Source organism: Acaryochloris sp. IP29b_bin.137, from assembly GCF_028285745.1.
In the GTDB taxonomy this organism is placed as follows: Bacteria; Cyanobacteriota; Cyanobacteriia; order Thermosynechococcales; family Thermosynechococcaceae; genus Acaryochloris.
This window is the reverse complement of the sequence record NZ_JANQOP010000221.1, coordinates 1-18,768: the sequence shown is the minus strand read 5'-3', so window position 1 is coordinate 18,768 and position 18,768 is coordinate 1. Positions and strand designations below refer to the sequence as shown.

At 45.8% G+C, this 18,768-nt stretch carries 19 protein-coding genes and 1 pseudogene; 16 read left to right on the top strand and 4 right to left on the bottom strand.

Annotation, left to right across the window (positions count from 1 at the left end):
* The first annotated feature begins 251 nt into the window (after positions 1 to 251).
* Positions 252 to 404: a hypothetical protein gene (locus Q0991_RS15420; RefSeq protein WP_299489782.1), complete on the top strand. Its 153-nt coding sequence runs from the start codon at positions 252 to 254 to the stop codon at positions 402 to 404.
* Here the strand turns inward: Q0991_RS15420 and Q0991_RS15415 are convergent.
* Positions 401 to 1,045, bottom strand: a complete 645-nt coding sequence (locus tag Q0991_RS15415; protein WP_299489780.1) for a ComF family protein — start codon at positions 1,043 to 1,045, stop codon at positions 401 to 403. The genes Q0991_RS15420 and Q0991_RS15415 overlap by 4 nt on opposite strands.
* A gap of 177 nt (positions 1,046 to 1,222) precedes the next feature.
* Between Q0991_RS15415 and Q0991_RS15410 the strand changes: the two genes are divergently transcribed.
* Positions 1,223 to 3,544, top strand: a complete 2,322-nt coding sequence (locus tag Q0991_RS15410; protein WP_299489778.1) for a putative PEP-binding protein — start codon at positions 1,223 to 1,225, stop codon at positions 3,542 to 3,544.
* Between the two features lie 64 nt (positions 3,545 to 3,608).
* Positions 3,609 to 3,935: an MgPME-cyclase complex family protein gene (locus tag Q0991_RS15405; protein ID WP_299489777.1), complete on the top strand. Its 327-nt coding sequence runs from the start codon at positions 3,609 to 3,611 to the stop codon at positions 3,933 to 3,935.
* 44 nt (positions 3,936 to 3,979) lie between these two features.
* Here the strand turns inward: Q0991_RS15405 and dapF are convergent, their stop codons facing one another.
* A complete protein-coding gene (gene dapF / locus Q0991_RS15400) occupies positions 3,980 to 4,831 on the bottom strand; it encodes a diaminopimelate epimerase (RefSeq protein ID WP_299489775.1) in 852 nt (283 codons plus the stop codon).
* 169 nt (positions 4,832 to 5,000) lie between these two features.
* On the opposite strand from dapF, the gene Q0991_RS15395 reads away from it, so the two are divergent.
* The 10 genes from Q0991_RS15395 (at position 5,001) to Q0991_RS15350 (ending at position 13,480) form a co-directional block, all read left to right on the top strand.
* Positions 5,001 to 5,216, top strand: coding sequence for an RNA chaperone Hfq (locus tag Q0991_RS15395; protein WP_299489773.1), 216 nt, complete (start codon positions 5,001 to 5,003; stop codon positions 5,214 to 5,216).
* A gap of 152 nt (positions 5,217 to 5,368) precedes the next feature.
* A complete protein-coding gene (locus Q0991_RS15390) occupies positions 5,369 to 5,707 on the top strand; it encodes a hypothetical protein (protein WP_299489771.1) in 339 nt (112 codons plus the stop codon).
* Between the two features lie 124 nt (positions 5,708 to 5,831).
* On the top strand, positions 5,832 to 6,659 hold the full coding sequence (locus Q0991_RS15385; RefSeq protein ID WP_299489769.1) for a M23 family metallopeptidase: 828 nt from the start codon (positions 5,832 to 5,834) through the stop codon (positions 6,657 to 6,659).
* A gap of 87 nt (positions 6,660 to 6,746) precedes the next feature.
* The gene (locus tag Q0991_RS15380; RefSeq protein WP_299489767.1) at positions 6,747 to 7,301 is read left to right on the top strand and encodes a TRAP transporter small permease subunit; all 555 of its coding nucleotides are present in this window, start codon (positions 6,747 to 6,749) and stop codon (positions 7,299 to 7,301) included.
* Entirely contained in the window at positions 7,291 to 8,655 is a 1,365-nt protein-coding gene (locus Q0991_RS15375; RefSeq protein ID WP_299489764.1) for a TRAP transporter large permease subunit, read from the top strand. Before Q0991_RS15380 ends, Q0991_RS15375 begins: the two co-directional genes overlap by 11 nt.
* A 236-nt stretch (positions 8,656 to 8,891) precedes the next feature.
* On the top strand, positions 8,892 to 9,470 hold the full coding sequence (locus tag Q0991_RS15370) for an SRPBCC family protein (protein ID WP_299489761.1): 579 nt from the start codon (positions 8,892 to 8,894) through the stop codon (positions 9,468 to 9,470).
* 264 nt (positions 9,471 to 9,734) lie between these two features.
* The gene (gene msrA / locus Q0991_RS15365; protein ID WP_299489759.1) at positions 9,735 to 10,391 is read left to right on the top strand and encodes a peptide-methionine (S)-S-oxide reductase MsrA; all 657 of its coding nucleotides are present in this window, start codon (positions 9,735 to 9,737) and stop codon (positions 10,389 to 10,391) included.
* A gap of 232 nt (positions 10,392 to 10,623) precedes the next feature.
* Positions 10,624 to 11,193, top strand: coding sequence for a protoporphyrinogen oxidase HemJ (gene hemJ, locus Q0991_RS15360; protein ID WP_299489756.1), 570 nt, complete (start codon positions 10,624 to 10,626; stop codon positions 11,191 to 11,193).
* A gap of 10 nt (positions 11,194 to 11,203) precedes the next feature.
* Entirely contained in the window at positions 11,204 to 12,622 is a 1,419-nt protein-coding gene (locus tag Q0991_RS15355) for an ATP-binding protein (protein WP_299489754.1), read from the top strand.
* A 30-nt stretch (positions 12,623 to 12,652) separates the two neighbouring features.
* Positions 12,653 to 13,480: a prohibitin family protein gene (locus tag Q0991_RS15350; RefSeq protein WP_299489751.1), complete on the top strand. Its 828-nt coding sequence runs from the start codon at positions 12,653 to 12,655 to the stop codon at positions 13,478 to 13,480.
* 35 nt (positions 13,481 to 13,515) lie between these two features.
* Here Q0991_RS15350 and Q0991_RS15345 read toward each other — a convergent pair whose 3' ends face one another.
* Together Q0991_RS15345 and Q0991_RS15340 are read right to left on the bottom strand one after the other, a co-directional pair.
* On the bottom strand, positions 13,516 to 13,983 hold the full coding sequence (locus Q0991_RS15345) for a CYTH domain-containing protein (protein WP_299489748.1): 468 nt from the start codon (positions 13,981 to 13,983) through the stop codon (positions 13,516 to 13,518).
* A gap of 21 nt (positions 13,984 to 14,004) precedes the next feature.
* Positions 14,005 to 14,385 (bottom strand): response regulator, encoded by a 381-nt coding sequence (locus Q0991_RS15340; RefSeq protein WP_299489746.1) that lies wholly within the window; start codon positions 14,383 to 14,385, stop codon positions 14,005 to 14,007.
* 633 nt (positions 14,386 to 15,018) lie between these two features.
* Between Q0991_RS15340 and Q0991_RS15335 the strand changes: the two are divergent.
* From Q0991_RS15335 to Q0991_RS15325, 3 genes and pseudogenes are all read left to right on the top strand, one after another.
* Positions 15,019 to 15,304: pseudogene (locus Q0991_RS15335) on the top strand (transposase); the annotation flags it as partial.
* Between the two features lie 1,117 nt (positions 15,305 to 16,421).
* On the top strand, positions 16,422 to 17,330 hold the full coding sequence (locus Q0991_RS15330) for a hypothetical protein (protein ID WP_299489744.1): 909 nt from the start codon (positions 16,422 to 16,424) through the stop codon (positions 17,328 to 17,330).
* 246 nt (positions 17,331 to 17,576) lie between these two features.
* Complete coding sequence (locus Q0991_RS15325; protein WP_299489741.1) at positions 17,577 to 18,704, top strand: outer membrane beta-barrel protein; 1,128 nt, start codon at positions 17,577 to 17,579, stop codon at positions 18,702 to 18,704.
* Positions 18,705 to 18,768 lie beyond the last annotated feature (64 nt).

Sequence of the window (18,768 nt, the reverse complement as noted above, 5' to 3'; positions counted from 1 at the left end):
TTGTTAAGTTCGGTTAAAAAATTCGCTCTTGAAACATGCATTTAGCCGTTCCTGGCTACTAGAACACCAGCAAGCTTAAATCCTTCAATACCGCCAAAAGTCTTACAGAGTAAAACTTACAAAAAATACTGTTTATATAAACTGAGCTTGCATGCTTCATGAAGCATGAGTTTGGGCATACTAGCAACAAGAATTAAAATATGTTAAGTTAACTTTAGTTAACAACCTTCGTAACTAAGGGAGCAAGATTCATGTCTTCTGATTTCAACAAAGGCATCATGAAGTTTGACAATGCTGATAATCCCATCACGGTTGCATTGTCTGCAATCATCATTTTTGGCAGCATCGGCCTTTTAATTGGCTGGAGCTTGGAAACTGCATACCTAGTAAGCCAATTGGGCTAAGCTTTAGCAACCACTGCAATGCCATAAATCTGTATGCCCGCTTGACTTAGCGTCTCGGCAGCTGAGTGAATCGTTGCACCCGTAGTGTAAATGTCATCCACCAGCACAACAGATTTTCTACAGACGCTTGAATTAAAGTAAGCTCCTAGTCTGAAAGCTTGAGCAACGTTAGTGAAGCGCTCACGTGGCGATAAACTAAACTGAGCTGCTGTATCCCTCACTCTGACTAGCCTATTTATCGCCAAAGCAAGACCTGTTACATGGCAAAAGCTTTCAGCAAGTAAGGCCGACTGATTATAGCCTCGTGCCCTCTCCCGTTGATGGTGTAGGGGAATAGGAACAACGACTAAGTCCCGGCGGTCAGACTTTACGTCTAACCACGCCACTCCCAACTTCTGCCCTAGGAACTGACCCACTTGCGGCCGACGATCATATTTTAGGTGTGCCAGTGCCTGTTTGAGCGGCCCTTGATATCTTCCCCATGCCAACAAAGGTTTGTGATCGACCCATATGATAGGGGTGGATAATCGACAAGACTCAAGTTGATGATGACAGTCTAAGCAAAAGGCCCCCGCAGCAAATCGTTCACACATTGAACACCGTGGCCTGAGAATCATCTGCCACAGTGTTTCGAGAAACATATTCTTCACTTCGACATCCATATTTTGTTCTTGAGAGTCATTGGGCCTCTGACAAAACGTTTTGCTTAGAGATATTATTCAGATTGTTTTTCATATTACGATCTGGAACTCAAGATATCGATATATTGCTTCATGGGTTATGTGATATCTCCTTGACATTCAGGCGTTTGGATTAGGATGAGATCGTCTGTTCAAGACAATTTTGTGGAAAGCCTGTATTGGTTAAACAAACCAGAGACTGCTCACTCATCATGGATGGGGCAGATTTCCTTAGGGTTAGCTCAGTTACACAAGGCGCAATGTCCTGTTTTAACGAGTGCGGTCTTAAGCCCAGAGTCTTTTCAGCAATTTTGTCGTTCAATTGCCTGGTCTTCTCCTTTTCTGAGCGATTTTCCACATTTAAGTTTACGCCTACAGGCCGCCCAACCCTTTCAACTACAAGCAGTTGCGAAAGAAATCTCTTATAGCTTTGAGCAAACCCCCATTCCTCCACTTTGGTTACAGACAGTTGTAGCGGATTTACAGCATTTGTCCAATGACTGGCGATTGGTTCCATCTGTAGCGCTACCAAAGCCTTGGGCCAAATTCACGCCGCACTTAATGGAAATATTGCCTATTCAATATGGTTCATTACCTGCCCTGGGCAACCTGATTAAACAGGCATGGAAAAGCTTATTTACAGCCCGGTTACTTTTACTGATGCAGGAATGGGCTATCCCCCTTGATCAAATTCGGCTGGGTTTACTGTTACAACCCGTCCATTCAGCACAGGTGTCTGGATTTTTGAAAATCACTGAGACTCATCTCCACATTCAAGCAACCCACGGTCTCAGTCACAACATCCTAATGGGCGAGGTCTTGCCGGATACGTATATCTTTGACCGCCAGACACAACAGTGGCATCGAGACGCGGGACATATTACGTGCACTTACCAGGCCCATCCCTCCATGCCAGAAACGCAGGGACTGAAGCAGCAAGGTCTTGTCCAAACCCTCTTGAATCCTACTCCTGAGCATCCAGTATTGGATCAGCACCAATTAGACTACCTGCTGGGCTTAGCCCATGATTTACCGGATTTAGATACCTCCTGTCCGATCGTAGAATGGGTATTCCCTGAGGGAGAGTCCACGCCTCTGACCGTGGCTGGATTAAGACCCACACTACCTTTATCGGGACTACATCGCTCACCGAAAGGCCCAGACAAAGAGCAACCGTCTTACCTTGCAGCAGGGCTAGGTGCAGCGGTTGGACAAGCGACCGCTCCTATCCTCGTCTGCCAGGACAGCAGTCTACTCCAGCCCCAGGACGTGGCTAATCGGATTGTGGTACTGAAACAAGTTGTACCTTCTGATTTAGCCTGGTTACAACGAGTCGCTGGATTAATTTGTACCACTGGAGGTCATACGTCTCATGGCGCTATTATGGCCCGTGAATTGGGGTTACCTGCTGTCGTAGGTATTGGTGAGGCTTTAGAGACATTCCAATCAGGTCAACTGGTCTTGCTAGACGGCAACCAAGGTAAGGTGTTTGCTGCGTCCCTATCCCAAATAACCGAAAGCACCACACCACGCGCTACGGATGCTCAGTCCAGCCCAAATCTAGAACTGCAAACAACTCAGTTGTGGGTCAACTTAAGCCAATCTCAACGATTAGAGCGCGCTTTGCAACTCCCTGTCCATGGTGTCGGCTTACTCAGAGCGGAGTGGTTTCTCCTCAATATCTGTCAAGGACAATTCCCGTCTGACTGGTTACGACAACGGGGTACTGAAGCGTTCGTCAATCATTTGAGCCATCATTTACAAGGGTTTGTCCAAGCGTGGCATCCCCGACCAGTCTTTTATCGTTCTCTAGATGGTAAATATGATGTGCACACTCAATCCAAGGGCCGCCCTTCCCAGACAGCACACTCGATGTTGGGGTTACGAGGGGGAGCACAGTATATGTTTGACACTACGCTTTTTGATCTGGAGCTGCAGGCCCTAGCACGCCTTCGCCACCATGGCTGCCGGAACCTATGCTTGATTCTCCCCTTCATTCGTTCCGTCGAAGAATTCGTCTTTTGCCGACATCGGCTTCAAGCTGCAAATCTGTGGGAACATCTGCAGGTCTGGATGATGGCGGAAGTTCCTGCGGTTTTATTTCAGCTCCCAGAATTTGTCGCTGCTGGTGTTCAGGGAATTGCGATCGGCACGAATGATTTAACACAGCTGCTCCTAGGCGTTGATCGAGATAATACTTATCTAACGGAGCGATATACGGTTGATCATCCCGCCGTCCTTGCTGCCCTCTCCCAATTAATCAAGACAGCTAAAGCATTGGAAATTCCCTGCTCCATCTGTGGCCAGGCGCCTGTTCAACATCCCGAGTTGATCCCAAAGTTTATTGAATGGGGGGCAACAGCAATTTCGGTGGATATATCTGCAGTGCTGGAAACTCAGGCTGCGATCGCAACGGCTGAAGCACAACTCAAATCATCTTCAACTATCCAAAACGGTTGATGGGCTGAGATAATGGCGGTGGGCGTCCCTCAATACGTCTTCGTTCATTTGTCTTTTCTCAGCCATGCAAACCTACCACTACGCCCTTGCCAGTCAGCACTATCTCTTTGAAGAAGAGCCGTTTGAAGAAGTTCTCAAAGAACGGCATCGCTACTACCAAGAGAAAAATAAAGAGATCGATTTTTGGGTTGTTAAGCAGCCTGCCTTTTTAGAGCTGCCGGAAATGCAAGACATTAAGGCTAAGTGCCCTCAACCCTGTGCGGCTATTGTCTCCACCAATCCCACCTTTGTGACCTGGTTAAAGCTGCGTTTGGAATATGTGTACGTCGGTGAGTTTCAAGCCCCCTCAGAAGCCATCCCTGATCCCCTAGCGTCTTTGGCGTCTGTCTAAGTCTGAGGGTTGAGGCTACTGAGCGTTTGGTAATGGCGGTAGCCTTAGCCCACCTCATAAATCCCCGTAAATACTTTTTCAGCTGGACCGGTCATATAAACGGACTGGCCTGCTCCATCCCAGCTAATTCGCAAAGGCCCGCCTGGAAGCTCAATCGTTGCTTGCGATTGGCTTTTGCCCGTGAGAACTCCTGCCACTAGAACCGCACATGCCCCAGTGCCACAAGCTAGGGTTGGACCAGCACCGCGTTCCCACACCAGCATTTTTAAATAATCTGGACGGATGACCTGAATAAACTCAGTGTTGATCCGTTGAGGGAACACAGGATGATGTTCGAACTGAGGACCGAGGGTCTGAAACTCAAGGGTTTCTAAGTCTTCAACAAACGTGATGCAATGGGGGTTGCCCATACTCACACAGGTCACTAACCAAGACTGTCCCCCCACTTCTAGGGGTTGATTGACGACTGGCTCGGTGCCTTGCCCTAAGGTCGTTGGAATCTCTTGGGGAACGAGATAGGGGGGGCCCATATCCACCTGAACTAGACCATCAGCTTGTAGGCTAGGGGTAATCGTTCCTGCCAAGGTATGGATGCGATAGGTAATCTCTGTTTGAGGTGGCTTACCTTCCAAGTGGGCTAGGAAGCGAGCTAGACAACGAATGCCATTCCCGCACATCTCCGGTTCAGAGCCGTCGGAGTTATAGATGCGCATCGTATAGTCCGTGTCGCCTTCGGCAGGCAAAGCGAAGATAACGCCGTCACCACCGATACCAAAGTTGCGATCGCACATCTGTATCGCTTGTTCTGGCGTCAAACAGGTCTGAGCGTGGTGGCGATTATCAATCAGGATAAAATCATTTCCCAATCCTTGATATTTTGTAAACTCAACCCGCATCAGCATTCCTTCGGCACAAACAGCGTCTCTCTATACTACTCCGGCAACTCAAGAAGTCTATGCCAAGATTTTATGGGTATCATGGCAGGATAAACCATCTCTATAATGGCTCCACGGATCACCTCCGCATTGACTTATTTGTCCATTTATCCATCTCGCAACGAAAATAATGTCAACCGAACTTGATGTCAAACTGCCTAGTTTTCGGCAAATGCAAACCCTGATTCAGGAAGAATCGGAAGTCGAAATCAAATTGATCACCAATGATTTACTCGTGGGCAAAGTCCGTTGGCAAGATAATTTCTGTATTTGCTTATTGGATCACTATGATCAGCCAACCATCGTCTGGAAGCAAGCTATCGTCTTCCTCAAGCCTAAACCTTAGTCAAGTGCCCAGGTGTAAGATGATGAGGTTAAGACCTGAACTCAGCCTGATACCATCGAGCCTTTAATTTCCGCCAGCGCTCGCTCAACATCAAACCCAAACGGTTGAGGGGCAAAATGTTCAGATTGGTTTGCAGTGGAAGGAAACGAACCATGAACCAGGGGGTTGACCGCCGGAAGTCTCATCCCTATCAACCGATAGGGGCTTATTTAGTGGAGGCAGGCTTGCTGACCGATGCTCAAGTCGGTGTCGCGTTAGCCGACCAAACTGTTACAGCGATGCCTTTTGGGGAAATTGTCGTGGCCCGGGGGTGGGTGAAGGAGCAGACCATTGAATTCATCATGAAAAGGGTCGTGCTGCCAGAACGTGACACAACAGTTGAAGCAGACATGCAAGACGGCTTGACTCGGCGTCAACGGCCTTTATCGGGTCAACCCCCTCAATCGCCCATCCCAAATACTTTACATGAAGGCGTATCCTGGCTGGGATAACCGCTAGCGGAACTCCAGCCATTACCATCTAGACTATGTATTTCATCTAGACTATGTATTTATAGACTGCATCGTTTATCTCTGCATGACTTATAAAAACCTTCGTTGGCTGAGCTTTCTTCTTTTGGCAACATTAGAAAGTGCTACCTCCCTACCCGCCCAAGCCTTAGACGTCACTGTAACCCCTAAGAGACCCAATCTGGGTGACACTCTGGCCATTACCATCAAGCCAGATCCAGGCGAGCAACTCACTCAAGCACCCGTTGTCAAAGTTGCAGGGAAAAAACTGCCCGTCTATCCCATCGCGACCAACCGCTGGCGGGCTTTTTTACCCACCATTCCCTTAGAAAAACATGGTCGTCGCAGCCTAATCGTGACCGGGAATCAACGCACTCGCAATATGATGCTGTGGATTGGTAAACAATGGTTCCGGACCCAGAGCATTTGGTTACCACCAGGTAAAGGGTCAGGCACAGACTTCGAATTTGATCGTGTGGATGCCTTTAAGGCGATTGTTTCTCCCAAAAAACTCTGGAGCGGCAAGTTCCTGCGTCCCAATAATGGGCCCCTCACTGCTGGGTATGGGATTACGCGCATTTACAATGGCGATTACTCTGATCCCGATTACCATCGAGGATTAGATTATGCTGGTTGGGGTGGCTCTCCGGTTAAAGCCTCAGCTGCAGGACAAGTTCGACTTGTTGGATATGAATCCAAGGGATTTCAACTTCATGGCAACATTGTGGGTATTGACCACGGTCAAGGGGTTAATACGGTCTATTTACATTTGCGAGATATTAAAGTCAAAGAAGGTCAAATGGTGCGGGCAGGCGAAATTATCGGCACGGTGGGTTCTACCGGCGCTTCAACTGGTCCTCACCTGCACTTTGGGTTAAATGTGAATGGTCAAGCCGTCGATCCCACTCCGTGGCTGAAATGGGGATTCCAGTAATAACGTCCGTTTTTTTCTCTGCTTTCTGATTCAGGGCCGTGATCTGAGAGGATAGGTCTCAGATAGATGGTGGAGGTCCCTAGAAGATTGCAGAAGCTGTTGCGACTATCCCAGATCATTGATGCGATCAATGAAGGCGTAGGCAAATTTACCATTTTGCTGATTCCTTTGATGATCATGATTGGGGTTTGGAATACCTTGGGGCGGAAAATTGGCAACTTGATTGGCCAAAACCTCAGTTCTAATTCCCTCATTGAAGGACAGGAATATTTATTTGCCCTCACCTTTTTGCTGGGGGCCGCCTATACCCTTAAGCACAACGGCCATGTGCGTGTGGATGCATTTTATGATCGCTGGCCCCCCAAACGACAAGCTTGGGTCAACTTCTTAGGGGCATTACTGTTTGTCATCCCCTTTTGTAGTCTGATGATTTACTATGTGTGGACTCCCATCGTCCAATCCTGGGAGGTCTGGGAAGTCTCGCCGGATGCTGGGGGTCTTCCCCTTTATCCCATTAAATCAGTCGTCTGCATATTCTTCGTCTTGCTTTTGCTGCAAGGGATTTCGGAAGCGATCAAAAATGGCGTCAAAATTAAGCGACTCAGTTTAGGCCAAGAAGGAGAAACCGACCATGGACTATAGCTGGCTGAGCCTAGCCATGTTTGGGGTCGCCTTAGTCCTCCTGTCGGCAGGTTATCCGGTGGCCTTCACGTTGAGTGGTGTGGCCCTGTTATTCTGCATGTTACCCACCGCGATCAGCTGGGTGGATCCAGAAATTTTGGTAGATCCCAATCTGCTGGCGATGCCTCAGGAAATTTTCGCCACCATGATGAGCAATACGCTCCTGGCAATTCCCTACTTTATTTTTATGGGAGCCATGCTGGAGAAATCAGGCCTGGCTGAAAAGCTGCTAGAAACCATTGGCATTCTCTTTGGGCCAATTCGGGGCGGACTCGCTTTAGCCGTGGTGTTTGTGGGGGCTTTGCTGGCAGCCACAACGGGTGTTGTCGCCGCCTCTGTCGTAGCGATGGGTCTGATCTCGCTGCCGATCATGCTCCGCTACAACTACAGTAAGGAGCTGACTGCCGGAGTGATTGTCGCCTCGGGTACTTTGGGACAAATTATCCCCCCCAGCGTAGTGCTGGTGGTATTGGGCGATCAACTCGGTGTACCTGTGGGAGATTTATTCCTAGGGGCTTTAATTCCAGGCTTAATGATTGCCGGACTGTTTGCTCTGCATGTTGTCATGATTGCCATCTTTAAACCGGAGGCTGCTCCGGCCTTGCCCCTCACCGTGCGGGAAATGCAGGGAAAAGAACTGGCAGCTCGAGTGATCAAGGTTCTCATTCCGCCCTTATCCCTGATTTTTTTGGTCTTAGGCAGTATCTTTTGGGGAATCGCAACCCCCACAGAAGCGGGAGCACTAGGGGCGTTAGGCGCTATTATTTTGGCCGGGGTCAACGGTCAGTTGTCCTTAAAACGACTGTTGGAAGTGTCAGAGTCCACCCTACGCATCACCAGTATGGTGATGCTGATTCTAATCGGTTCTCGGGCCTTTAGCTTAGTGTTTATTGGGTTGAACGGGAACATCCTTGTCTCCGATGCATTGCAAAATCTACCCGGTGGGGAACTCAGTTTCTTACTGGTCAGTATGCTGACGGTGTTTTTGCTAGGTTTCTTTATCGACTTTTTTCAAATTGCCTTTATTGTGGTGCCCATTTTTCGACCCATTGCCCAAGCCATGGGCATGGACTTGCTGTGGTACGGCATTTTGTTGGGAGTGAATTTACAGACATCTTTTTTAACCCCCCCCTTTGGCTTTGCTCTGTTTTATTTACGGGGAGTGGCTCCACCCGAGATCAAAACGTCAGATATTTATCGCGGCGCCATACCTTTTATTATCTTGCAACTGCTGGTATTAGTGATTTTGGTGCAGTTCCCAGAGATTGTGACGTTCTTACCTTCCCTAAAAACATCTCCAACGGGTGGCGCATGATGAGATTTTTATGCTGAAAAGGGAAAAGACAGGCCATGTGATGACCAATGGTTGGTATTTGGGAATACTAGGCGTTAACAAGCGAAGCGGTTAGGGGACGTTGCGTATTTGTGACCTCTTGTTGCGATAACTTCTATGACACTCCCGGGACAGCCTGTGACTCAAAATACATATTTTTTAATCAATAGAGCTATGATGGCCCTGACAGTTATTCCTCCATTAGGGGTTTAACGGTCATGTCCCATCTTGATCCTGCTATGAGTGTCTCTTCCCTAGCGGTTAATCCAACTCAATCTCCCCTCTCTCCTCAACAAATGGTTGATCTATTGCAAGGTGAAATCCTGTTAGATATTCGTTCTCACACGAGTTGGGGAGGTGCGGTAACGGCAAAGATGTATCTGCCTCGGGTGCGATCGCAGATTTGGTCCCAGCTCACCAACTATAGCCGTTGGGTTCGGTTCTTCCCTGATATTGTCAAAAGCGAGATACTGGAAAATTCTTCCCACACAACGGATCATACTCATCGCCTCTACCAGGCCGCCCGTAAAACATTTTTCCTACTGTCCATTGATGTGGAAATCTTCCTGCGAGTGTCGGAACAGTGCCAAGAGCAGATCCAATTTTCTCTAGAACGCGGCAGCTTTAGTGACTTTTCTGCTGACCTCACCTTGCAAGATTGTGGGGAAGGCACCATTCTGACCTATTCCGTTGCCGCTACACCGCTAATACCCGTGCCTTCTATCTTTATCCAAGAGGCCATCCGCGCAGATTTACCGGGGAATATGAAGCATATGCGCCAAGCGCTTTGCAGTTAGTTTTTCTAGTGTCGGACGACCATCGATTGGGAGACTGAAGTCAGCGTTTTGAGGGCAAAGCACCCCACAATTGTAATCCACTCTACCTGCGATCCTCTCAATCTCCCTACTAGTGGGGTATGTTGTCAGGTGATCAAACCTGAATGAACCCGACCGTCGGTTCATCGCATCAGAATTAAAGCCTGACCCTGCACTAAGGTACGAATCATTCGTTAACCTTAAGGTAATACCTCTCTATTCTTTCGCATCGAATTACGGATCATCATGTCTCTTTTTGGATTATTTGGGAAAAAGCTAACCTTACCTTCGGCAGACGAAGCCTTACCTGGTCGCTCCACTTCTATGTCTGTCCCTGATCAGCATTATGTGAATGGCAATCCTTTGACTCCCCCTTTTCCTGAAGAGATGGAGCAGGCAATGTTTGGTTTGGGATGTTTTTGGGGAGCAGAGCGACGTTTTTGGCAACAAGAGGGGGTTTACGTCACTGCAGTTGGTTATGCAAGCGGCTTAACTCCTAATCCGACCTATCAGGAAGTCTGCACCGGGATGACGGGGCATAACGAAGTGGTTAGGGTAATCTTCGACCCATCAGTCATTAGTTATGAAAAACTGCTCCAAGTTTTCTGGGAAAGCCACAATCCAACGCAAGGGATGCAGCAGGGGAATGATGTCGGAACCCAGTATCGCTCAGGAATTTACACGTACACCCATCAGCAACAGGTGCTAGCGTTGGCTTCCCAGAAAATCTATCAGGATGCACTAGCCCAAGCAGGGTTAGGTGGGATTACGACTGAAATATTGGACGCTCCTGAGTTTTACTATGCTGAAGCATATCATCAGCAATATTTAGCCAAGAATCCAGGGGGCTACTGCGGCCTTGGCGGCACTCGCGTAACTTGTCCTCCCCTCGTTGAAGCATAAGACTGAAACGGTATTGCTCTGGCAATGCTCATCAATACGGTGACGAAGTAACACAGATCTAGGACATTCTCCAGACTAATCAAACCCACCCAACTTAAGACGAGTCATCCCTGCACATCGATGAGGGGCACCCTTAATCTTTAAGGAAGATAACGCAACGGCTGTTCCCTCTCCTGCCTGGGCAAGGGTAGTTTAGGATGGATTTTAGGTTGTTTGCGGTGTTAGCACAGTCATGGCTTACTTTTGGTTTAAGGCATTTCATATTATTGGAGTGGTCGTTTGGTTCGCTGGACTTTTCTACCTAGTCCGCCTGTTTATCTATCATGTGGAAGCCAACGACGAACCCGAACCCGCACCGGCTATCCTCAAACAGCAATACACGCTGATGGAGAAAAGACTCTACGGGATCATTACCAACCCTGGCATGATGGTCACCGTTGCTATGGCGATTGGTATGCTAGGGACCCAGCCAGAACTTCTGAAACAAGGATGGCTGCACGTCAAACTTGCATTTGTCGCCCTGTTGCTGATTTATCACTTCTACTGCCGACGGTTGATGAAAAAGCTGGAGGAAGGCACCTGTGGATGGTCCGGCCAGCAATTGCGCGCCTTAAATGAGGCCCCCACCTTGATGCTGGTGGCAATTGTGTTACTAGCAGTCTTTAAAAATAGCCTCCCCACCGATGCAACGGTTTGGGTTATCTTTGCCCTGGTTATTGCCATGGCCGTTACCATTCAGCTTTACGCTAAGAAGCGCAAGCGGGATAAAGAGCGATTAGCACTGGAAACAGCTTCAGAATAACGCTTACAGTATGTTCCAAACTACTCGGCGACGGTTAGCACTCTGGTACACCGGAGTCACCGCCATCCTGCTGCTGGTGTTTGCTAGTGGTTTTTATCTATACGTTCGGGGCACGCTGATCGAGCGGGTCGATGACACATTGAGCCATGTTGTAGAAGTGGTTCAACGATCCTTAGTCGTGGAAGCCAGTCATGCCGAGTCTTCCCTGGTAGCGTCTTCACTAAAAGTCAATATTGAAGCGAGTTTTGGCGATCCTCCGGATGAAGTGGATGATGATCGGATTGATCTGGAGTGGTTTAATGCAGAGGGAAATTTATTATGGTCTACCCTATCTGAACCGCTAGATGTTCCGATTCGTTTGGGCTATCGGGGTGAAACGGTCGAAATTGCGGAAGATTACTTGTTGCGTCAGTTGACCCAACGGGTTGTGTTTAACGACAATGTATTGGGCTACCTGAGAGTCAGCCATCCTTGGTTTGAGGTCACTAAACCCGCCCGACAATTATTTATTGATTTAAGTTTGGGAACCAGTTTACTGGTGGGGTTAGTCGCAGCAACGGGTTGGTTTCTCTCTGGATTAGCCATTGAACCCATCCAAGATTCTTACCAACACCTTAAACAGTTCACAGCCGATGCCTCTCACGAACTGCGCAATCCCATTGCCTTGATTCAGACCAATGTCCAGGTCGCTTTAGCAGACCCAGAACTCAACGTCCCGGAACAGCGTCAGCAGTTAGAAGTGATTGAGCGGCTGACTCAGCGGCTCGGTCGCCTGGTGGATGATCTGCTATTTCTAGCCCGTCAAGATAGTGGAATGCTCCAGCTTGATCTTCAGTCCTGCCCTTTGGATGCAGTATTGATGGAAGTCATCGAAGAGCAACAAGCCTTAGCAACGAGTAAAGGGATCCATCTGCGCCTGAGTTTAGATGAAGCTAAACCACCAACGATCCCAGGCGAAGAGCCTTTTTCTGTCATTGGTGATTATGATCAGCTGGTCCGGTTGTTTACCAATCTGGTTAGTAATGGCATCCAATATACTCCCTCAGCAGGGACGGTCAGTCTTGCTCTGAAACAGCGTCTCCACCAGGGCATCCCATATCTCGAAGCTGCCATTCAGGATGAGGGGATGGGCATTCCAGCGGACGCGCTGCCCCACGTTTTTGATCGGTTTTATCGAGTGGATCCCGCCCGACAGCGGTCTTTGGTCCCTGCAAGGGAACATCATCACCCGTCTCCCTCAGGGAAAGTTATGGGAACGGGGTTAGGACTTGCGATCGCACAAGCAATTTGCCACAATCACCAGGGTCAGATGACGGTTAACAGCGCCTTGCAACAGGGAACCACCTTCACGGTTCTGCTGCCTAAACAGCGATCGAAGAAAATCGAAGCCAAATCCGTTCCCTCGAAAGGGATAAATCAGCTACCCTGAGAAAGGCAAGATCAGCAAGAAGGCTCAGGCATGAAGGATTGGAATCCAGCAAATCTTGGAATTATTATTGCACTACTCGTACTGTTGGGTCTCAATTCCGTTGTGATCATTAACCCAGGCCAAGCTGGTGTTCTCAGTATTTTGGGTAAAGCGCGCGATGGGGCCCTCTTAGAAGGTATTCACATTAAAGCGCCCTTTATCTCCAGGGTCGATATCTACGATTTGACGGTCCAAAAATTTGAAGTGCCTGCACAAAGTTCCACCAAAGACTTACAAGATCTAACAGCGCGTTTTGCTATTAACTTTCGACTTGATGCCACAGAAGTGGTAGAAGTCAGACGCAAGCAAGGATCGCTACAAAATATTGTTTCCAAAATTATTGCACCGCAGACGCAAGAGTCCTTCAAAATTGCCGCCTCCCGTCGCACGGTAGAGGAAGCCATTACTGAACGGGAAGTGCTGAAATCGGATTTTGATGAGGCATTGAGCAAGCGTCTGGAAAAATACGGCATCATTGTTCTGGATACGAGTGTAGTCGATCTGGACTTTTCTCCCGAATTTGCCCAGGCCGTCGAAGAAAAACAAATTGCCGAACAACGCGCCCAACGCGCGGTTTATATAGCTCGAGAAGCCGAGCAAGAAGCCCTAGCTGAAGTAAATCGAGCTAAAGGTAAAGCAGAAGCCCAACGCTTACTAGCCGAAACTCTGAAAGATCAAGGGGGAAAATTGGTGCTGCAAAAGGAAGCCATCGAAGCCTGGAGACAGGGAGGTTCCCAAATGCCTCGCGTTTTAATCAGTGGGAAAGACGGGGGCCAAGTACCGTTTCTCTTTAACGTCAATGCGGATAGCAAGGGATAAACCCGCTTGGCTCCCATTCCTCTATCGGTAATGATCTACCCTCCCCAAGTTGAATAGGGATGAGCAGCCAAATAAGAATTAAAGTATCTGGGATCATCAGACACTTCCTGGCCCACCCAGTCTGGTAAGATGACCGATTGATCGGGAGCGGACAGCTCTACTTCAGCAAGGACTAACCCCTGATTGGTCCCTGAAAATTCATCAATCTCCCAGATCAGATCCGAAACAGCAATTTTATAACGCGTTTTTTCAACGACTCTTGGGTAGCAAAGATTCATCATCGCTTGAGCATCAGCGACTGGAATCTTATATTCAAACTCTTGTCTCGTTAAATTTTGGACTTTGCCTTTTATAGTGAGAAAAGCTTTCTCACCTGCGATACGAACTCTAACCGTGGTTGGATTGCTGTCAGCTAAATACCCTTGAATAAGAGGGACTCCAGACCCCATCGATCGCCATGTTTCACTGATGACTAGAAATTTGCGTTCAATCTCGATTCCCATCGTGGTTGACCCAAACCCTAGCTAGGATTCTGCGCGGGTCTTTAGGAGCTTACGAATCAGTTCCAACATCTCTGTAGGATTAAAGGGCTTGGTAATGTAGGCATCCCCTCCTTGTTTCATCCCCCAATGACGATCAAATGCCTCTCCTTTGGTGGAGCACATAATGACGGGTAAGTTGAGATCTTTCAGATCGTTTTTTACCCAACGGCACAGTTCATAGCCATTCATCCGGGGCATCACAATATCGGTGATTACCAAGTCTGGGTAACGACTGGATTGCAGCATTGTTTTGGCTGCTAATCCATCTTCTGCTTCAATGACGTCTAAACCATTCCGCTGCAACATATCTGTTAACATGGCGCGCATGGTGGGGCTGTCATCAACTACCATTACTGTTGTCATGTCTCTTTTCCCTTTTACCTCCATGAGACCCACAGCTCTTCACTTAAGGATTCCCTGCTAGGACTATCTAGCTAACTTTGGATACTCCGTATTTTCACGAGAATTTCTGTTTAAATCAACCAGGTGCTATTATTTCGGGTTCATGGTTAGAATTGCAAAATCACAATGAGAACCAGGAAGCTCGTAAAGTTTCCCTTTATTTTGCTTGGACTAGATCATAGACAACATGAAAACTCAGACGGTCTAAATCTACCTGCATATTGGCCTAGTCTTTATCTTAAACGAAGTAAGCACAAGACTTCTGTAATGGCCTAGGCTAAGCATAATTCAAGAACTGTACCAAAAAATCAGGGGATTTACGTAGATCATTAAATGACTTATGCAATCTCAATAATACACATGTTTTAATTTGAGCCAGGAGAATGCGGCGGCCTTGAGCCTGGATTATTCATGAATAGTTTCACTGTTATAGGGAAAAGAGCGTGAACCATAGTAGACTTAAGCTTTCCAAAGAATTTGTAGCGTTATTGTGGCATGACAACCTGTGACAGTGATGTAACCTTCGACTTTTACCAGCAACATCCGTATGTGTGTAAAATTTGCAGACCTTGACTTGAGTTCAGATGTGGGGATCTTAGTTGTCGCAACTTTACGGCTAATCAGTTTCGCCTGTTTTTAGCGCAAGTAGCTTATCTACTGATGATCACTTTACGTTAAGCGGCTCGTGGAACTGTGTTGGCAAAGGTCCAGAGGGAACGTTTGCGATGTGCCTTGATTAATGGTGCAGCCCAGGTAAGAGTATCTGGCCGACGGGTGTTGGTTGAGCTAGCAACATTTTGTCCCCTTTGCTCAGGAGATTCGGCTGATTGCTCAACGATTAGGTAAACCGATGTCACTCAAATTAGCCTCCTATCCCTGACTGCCTGACAGATCTTCAATAAAGCCTTGAGCTGTAAAGAGCGGATACGGAAGAGTCAAATTTTGTTGTAGTGTTTCTTGTGGGCTTTTTTAGAGGCAAAGCACAGTTGTGGATCATTGATGAATAGGAGAGCTGATCTCAACAACTCCCGTCCTTTATGGTCAGCCCCTTTGAAGCATCGCAATCCAATCTTGAGATAACTCATGCCTCGTTGTCAATGCAGATCAACCTGTTGGCACAGCCCTTTAATGAGAACAGCCATCCCCTGAGTAGTGCTAGCAGCAACCAAGTAAAGCCGTTCAAGGGCATCAGCACAGAGAATTGTCAACTCTTCTAGCTCAAATACTCCAGATTTACTATCGAGAAATAATTACTCTACTTGGGACCTCAAAGCGTATTGCCACACGGTCTGTAAAGTGCGTGATTCATCAGTCATCACCACCCATGGTTCCTTCACTCCTCAGATATTTGCCAATGCCAGATTGCAGCAATTTGAACCCTCTTCACTAAAACCATATATTGCGATAAAGCAATTTTTCTCCTCTGATATAGACAGCCAGAGGGATTGAATGTGTCACTCTTTAGCTGAATAGTGCCCAAAGAATACATACTAAAAATCACTAGATAAATTTCTGCGATTTTCCTCGCGAAGAAAATATGTTAGCTATTTAAGTCAAACTATTTACAACCAAAATATAAACAAGTTGTAGAGCTTTTTTTAGTGTAACTAATTTAGTTAAGTTTTATTTCATGAAGCGTATTACTAAGGTTGCTAGCCGAAAAATATAGGTAAGAAGTTTATATATTATGTTTGTTTTTTCTCAATAGTCTTTTGTTTGAAACTACCGATATTTTTCTTGTAGACTTATTCAAGATTTTGAATTGATAAATATATCAGCTCTTGCAGAAGTTAAATCAAAGAAAATAAAGCTAACAAAGCCATAGCGGTTTTCAGAATTATAGAAGCATCAAGCCCTTTCCTAATATGGCTTTAAGCTGATTAGGCGGTTTCCATTGTTATGCAATTCATTAAACTACTAAGAAATTAGTTTGAGGTAATCAAAAAAATAAACCATAAAATATCAGATATAGATACTGTAATAAGAGGAGATTATCAGTGGCTAAATCAATAAATCATTCAATTCTTTCTCTAAGCCGAGACCTTTTAGCTAGCGCCTGTTTAGTACTGATTTTAAATATTCCTAGTTTGGCTTTCGAACGTGTAGATTTGGTAGAGATTAAAGGGGATGTCCGTATAGGTAGAGGAAAAAATTGGTCAACTATTCCATCTAGTAAGCAATATTTATTAAAAGAGGAATGGGTACGTTCTGGTGATAGGAGTGGACTTAATTTATTTCTTAAGCTTCGTAGTACGGGATCTCGTAAAACTGGATATTTCCAAGGAGTAAGAACTGAAACCCAATTCGCACCAACAAAAAAATGTAAATTACATTTAGCCCAAGGCGAAGTTGTCTATTTGCACAAAGGGCCGGCACCTGATTCAGCTTGCGAGACAATTACGCCATCAGCTACAACACGATCATCTGGAACAGCGTTATATATCATTCACGATAAAACGCAAGGAACAACTGTTGGCGTTCTGACAAAAGACAGTGGTGTTACTGTCACAAGTAATAGGACAGGTGAAAGAATTCTACTAGGAGTAGGGAAAGAAGTAAATATTACGATCGATGGAGAAATTAGTACGCCAATAGACATTAATTTAAGAGCATTCTATCAAAATAATCGTCTCACTCTTGGGTTAGGCCCTACTCAAGAAGATATAAACTACATCAGGCAGCAACCCAGAGATATTCAAGAAATGCTTTTTGCCGTTAGAGAAGAAACTGTAAAGGCAATTCCTATCAGTGGACCAGAAAGTGATTTAAATAGTCCAGGCCCAGAAGGCAGCCCTTCCAATAATGTGGGTCCCGACGATCCACTCCCAGGAACAGTGGATCTCAATGGTACAACAGCTCCTTTAGAAGATCAAAATCTAGATGGTACAACAGCTCCTTTAGAATAAATAAATCTCAATAACAAGGAATACTCTAGATACTTTTTAAAAAGCTAATAAAAGCCTTTTATCATGTGTTCTTTCTAAATTTAGTGATTTAATTCAAACTTAATCTGATACAGTCATTCACAAAATATTTTTAATAACAGTAGATCTTAGTCTGCGATCATTTCAATACATAAAGACTATCAAAAACGTTGAAAAATCCTATTCTACTAAAATTAGATGGATTAATAATTATTTGGGACAGTAAGCATGCACAATTCGCTTGTTTTAGTTGGCATTGTATCTAGTTGGCTTATATGGGATTTAAATCGAATCACTAATGCTAAACCCAAACCAATAGCAGATCAAACTGAGATAAATTATTCTTCCAAAAAGTCTGATAGTAATTATTCATTTCTCTCAAAAAAAAGATTCCTATTTGAAAACCATATAAGCCCAAAAAAATCTTTGAGACTATATGCAACTGAAGATCCAGGTACTTCATCTACTATTATCAAAGAACTTGACAAAATTGGTAATAATAGTGAACCTGGATCTACTACATATAGCTCTCATAGTGCAGTTGATCTATTACAACACATACCTCTCCAAGCAGATAGCACTTTAACTGAGGAAAGATCAACTGATTTCCCTACTCCACCACCACCTCCTCCTGATCAGCTCTTTACTCCTGGTAAATCTGATGTAGGATTAAGACCAGTTTCTAAGCAGAAAAAGAAATATGTACGGTTGAAATTACGATCTTCCGTCAACACAACCTCTGGTATTGCTGCTACGATTCCCGCTCGCACTCAATTTACTAACAGTGCTACCCTGCAAGCAACACCTAAATTGGGAGCAAAGACTAACTTAATTGGGGAAATAGAAGGCAGATTTATCCGATTTACTAAGTCATCAGGTTTTAATTCAATCAATACAAAGCTTGGATTACAACAACGGTTTGGGAATAAAACAATTGGACAACTGGGATGGGTTAGAAGAGACGTATTTGGAGTAGGTTCAACAAATGACTTAGTGGAGAATGCAGCTCAGCTTACCTTGTATCGAGAAGATTTACTCACAGGAGTTTCAGCAAATAAGTTGACGCTTAATTCTCAATATGACTTTTTAACAATATTTACCAGTACTATGAATAGCGATCGATTCTCTCATCGTATAGGGTTAAACTTAAACTATGATTTAGCACCTAAACTAACTGGACAGCTAGGCTATCGAGTCATCATTGATGATTTTATTGGTGCAGATAATTTAGACATTCGGCATCAACTAAGTGCCAAAGTCACCTATAACTTCAATCGACAGACATTTCTATCTGGCTCATTTTCTTACTTATTTGGTTCGTTGACCTTTGGGGATGACAAGGTACTTCAAATCTAGAGTCAGCAGTAGATAGGGCAGTGTGATTTCAAAGAAAATAGGGTGGCCGAAACGACTACCCTAT